Source organism: Flavobacterium silvaticum, from assembly GCF_012911565.1.
GTDB classification, from domain to species: domain Bacteria; phylum Bacteroidota; class Bacteroidia; order Flavobacteriales; family Flavobacteriaceae; genus Flavobacterium; species Flavobacterium silvaticum.
Genome location: NZ_JAAMPU010000081.1, coordinates 1 through 4,132, shown reverse-complemented (window position 1 = coordinate 4,132; position 4,132 = coordinate 1). Strand labels below are relative to the sequence as shown.

At 48.9% G+C, this 4,132-nt stretch carries 2 protein-coding genes; both read right to left on the bottom strand.

Going from position 1 to position 4,132, the window contains the following annotated elements:
• Positions 1-3,080 (bottom strand): delta-60 repeat domain-containing protein (locus G6047_RS00465; RefSeq protein WP_169525360.1); only part of this gene is annotated, 3,080 nt, incomplete at its 3' end.
• An 818-nt stretch (positions 3,081-3,898) separates the two neighbouring features.
• A partial coding sequence (locus G6047_RS00460; RefSeq protein ID WP_169525358.1) for a T9SS type A sorting domain-containing protein occupies positions 3,899-4,132 on the bottom strand: 234 nt, incomplete at its 5' end.

Here is a 4,132-nt window from a genome sequence, read left to right as displayed (position 1 = left end):
GCATTCGTATCGTCACAATCGGTATTGTCCAAAGAAAATCCGGCCGGTGCGACATTCGGATTTGCAGTACAGACGGTTTGTTGTGTCGTCGATCCGAAACCATCGCCATCGGCATCCACATAAAACGGATAACCTTCGTGGTTTGCAGCATTCGTATCGTCACAATCGGTATTGTTCAAAGAAAATCCGGTCGGTGCCACGTTCGGGTTTGCAGTACAAACGGTTTGTTGTGCCGTCGATCCGAAACCATCGCCATCGGCATCCACATAAAACGGATAGCCTTCGTGGTTCGCCGCATTCGTATCGTCACAATCGGTATTATTCAAAGAAAATCCAGTCGGTGCCACGTTCGCGTTTGCAGTACAGACGGTTTGCTGTGCCGTCGATCCGAACCCGTCTCCATCGGCATCCACATAAAACGGATAGCCTTCGTGGTTCGCAGCATTCGTATCGTCACAATCACTATTGTTCGCTGCATATCCCGCAGGCAGGAAACAGGCTGACGTGGTAATATCCGGATTTCCGTATCCGTCCGCATCGGCATCCAAATAATATAGAGTTTCTGTGCCTACATTAAACGTCAACGGATAGGCTGTTCCCGTGGTTGTTGGTGAAGTCGCATCGACCCGGAATTTATAGGACGAACCCGCTGTGGCGTTTGAAGGGATAGTTCCCGTTATGGTTCCCGAAGGAAAACTTGTCGAAGTTCCTATGACAGTTCCTGGAAATTGCCCGTTGGCATCGGATAAATGCAATTCGAATTGGTTCGCCGGATCGAAAGTCCCGGTTGCCGTGTAGTCGATGTCGACAGTTCCTCCGGCACAATATTGCCCGTTTCCGGAATAGCCTGTAACACTTGTAGAGCCGTTAGGGCCGTCGCCTCCGTTCAAACGACCCAGGAAGGGGTAGGGAAGGCCGTTGTAGTATTCGAAATTGCCGCCAATCAATATCTGGCCGTCAGGTTGAATCGCAAGTGCGTTTGTGTACCCGTTAAGGCCATAGTCAAGCGAGGAATCAAAGCCCATATCCACTGTTCCGTCTGTAAGCAAACGCGCAACACCGAATCTGTCCACACCGTTTACATAATCAAAATTACCCACGATGACAATTTTTCCGTCTGCCTGAACATCCATGTCTTTAACAGATTGGACGTCGACCTGCTGGAAAGTTGTATCTAACGAGCCATCCGCGTTGAAACGGACAACATACCATTCAAAGGTATCCATTCTGTACCCACTTTCGAGGAATTTACCATCCGGCTGTGCCTGAATCAGATCGGTTTGATAGTCGTTTGTGTAAGGAAGGAACGCACTGTCGATTGTCCCGTCCGGATTCAGGCGTATCCGGTTGCTCGCCAGTTGGTAGTTATATTCCCAGAAGTCACCTGTAAGGATGATTTTTCCGTCCGCCTGTTGTAGCATGCCGTATAAGTTCCATCCCCCGGCAAGCCCGTCGTTGAATGTGTCGTCATAGCTTCCGTCTTCATTGAGCCGGATCAGCTGTCGTTGCATACCATTGAAATCCAATCCGCCCATGACAAGGATTTTTCCGTCCGGTTGTACAATGACCTGCTTTAGGGTCGCAGTTTCCTCAAAGACTGAAAAAAAGGAATTGTCATAGGAACCGTCGGCTAAAAGCCTTACGATCTTTCTTGAAATAGTTCCGGCAAATTGGTTGAAGTTACCCATGACAAGGAATTTTCCGTCAGATTGCAGCTCTATGTGCGTAACAGATCCGTCAAAACTTCCGGTATAAAAAGAAGTATCGGCATCTCCTGTTGAAAAGTACCGTTTAAGGCCGTCATTCGGGCCTGAGTTCGTTTCCACGCCATTAGCGACAAGCCGTCCGTCTGGCTGCAAAGCAATCGTGCTGACCGTAAAATCCGGGCCGCCGCTTCCCGCAGGCAATTGGTTGAAGGTCTGGTCAAGGGTTGCATCGCTGTTCAACCGTGCGATGTTGCCGGCAGGCTGGCCGTTGTAGCTGTCAAAATAACCGCCGACGATGATTTGTCCGTTAGACATAAGCGAGGTGCCTCCAAAGGCAATGGCCGTTCCGGTCCCGGAATCGAAAGTCGTATCGAGAACACCATCTTCACTCAATCGGACAATATTTTTTGGAAAGACTCCGGGCGCACCGGGTACATAACCGGAAATGATGAGTTTGCCATCGGGCTGTCCTATGATATGATACGGAACCGATCCCAAGGGAAGTACGTTCGGGAAAGACGTATCGAGTGTGCCATTATAATTGTATCGGGCCAATCCGGCGTAATCCGGACCACCGAAACCACCGGCTGTATTGAACTGTCCGCCAATCAGGATTTTTCCAGATGGCTGCACATATATCTCGCGGACGTTATAATTCGGGCGTCCCAGAAATTCCGTGTTGAATGATCCGTCGTTGTTGATACGGGCGATATAATAGGCTTGATTCGGGCCGTAAGTCTGGAAATCTCCCCCTATAAGGAACGATCCGTCGCTTTCCTGGACAATTTTATAGACCGCGAGGTTGGGTCCACCGCCTACGTCGAATGATGAGTCGAAGCTTCCGTCAGAAAACAAACGCGCGATTTGTTTGCTCGGGTGTCCGTTGTAATTGTAGAATCGGCCGGCAATCATGATGCTTCCGTCGGCAAGCAGGTTGACATCGAATATATCGAAATCGGCTCCTGTTCCTGAGCCGGCAAAACCCGAATCGAGTGTTCCGTCCTGGTTTAATCTTACGATTCGCCCGACGCTTGTTCCATTGTATGAGGTGAACAATCCTGCCACGATTATTTTTCCGTCGGGTTGGATTTCGATGTCCTGGACCGCGGCATTGAAGCCGGTTCCGGTGTTGAATCCGGTAATCAGGCTGCCGTCGGTGTATATGCGGGCAATTCGGCCAACAGGAGTTCCGTTGTAACTTGTAAAGATTCCACCGGCCACAATAATCCCCGATGGCTCTACGGCAGTGGCATATACCGAATCGTCGGTGCCTTCAGCGTGTCCGCTAAGGTTGAACGTGGGGTCTTTTCTTCCGGGCTGCCCAATACAAATTCCCGTTACGACAAATAAAAGAAGCGTAAATAATTGTTTCATAATCTATGGGTTGAATGAAAAATTGCTGTTCCCAAAAATAGCCCTTAGCATTTTTTTTCAGGGAGGATACATATCAACCATTAGGTTACTTTTTGGTTAAATGGCTATGATGCATTTGGGCTTCGAGTTTGGATCCTATAAACGATACTTGCTTTAGCGGCCTTGTTTCGTGCCGATTTATACACCGGATTTTGTGGAGATTGGATATGTGGATTTTAAAAAGTCCACAGTTTGGATTGCCACACCTTGGACAATCCTATGGCTGACCGATTGCACTTGGCATCGTGAAGCCACAGAAGTTCATCTAAGGCCCTGTAAGCGGGATCAAGTGCGTCAGGTTTAAAACAATCCGACAGTCTGCCATCCGCTAGAACTCTGTAGATGTGTTCTGCCTTTTTTTACAATTTAACATTTGAGGCAGTTTTTCTATACCTGACCTATCGCGCCAGGGATTAACTTGGCACCGGGGAGGGGCCAATGGCGTTCCCTACGAAATCCGCAGATTTTTCCGCTGTAGTTTTTCTGTACTTTTTGTTAAAAATTTTGTTGGGCTTTATGTGCCTGTGCTGCTTATTGTTTCGAAGGACATTCCGCAAAGCGTACGCGCGTTCAGGCCTTGCTTACTGCCTTTAAATTTGTGGCAATCCAACGTGTGGCTTTTAAAAAGTCCACACCTTGGATTGCCACAAAGATTCCCGACACAGTTTGCCTGTTTTTTATGCCACGAATGCGCCGCAGGCGATCACCCGTCCTTCGTGTCATCCATTACCCAATAAAAAAGCCCCGACGCAAGTCGGGGCTTAATTGTTAATTATTACTTACCGTTTGATCACACGCAGCGTCTTCACGTTGCTTCCCTGTGTCAATACGATGTTGTAGACACCGCTAGGGTATTTCTCCCCGAACTGGGCCAGTTCGATCCGGCTGGCCTCGAAGGATCTTTCCTCAAGCAGTTTACCTATCATGTCGTACACACGTACCTGCACGGCTTCCTCCGAAGTGGAATCCAGGTCGAGCGAGAAGCTCTCGGCATACGGGTTCGGGAACACCGT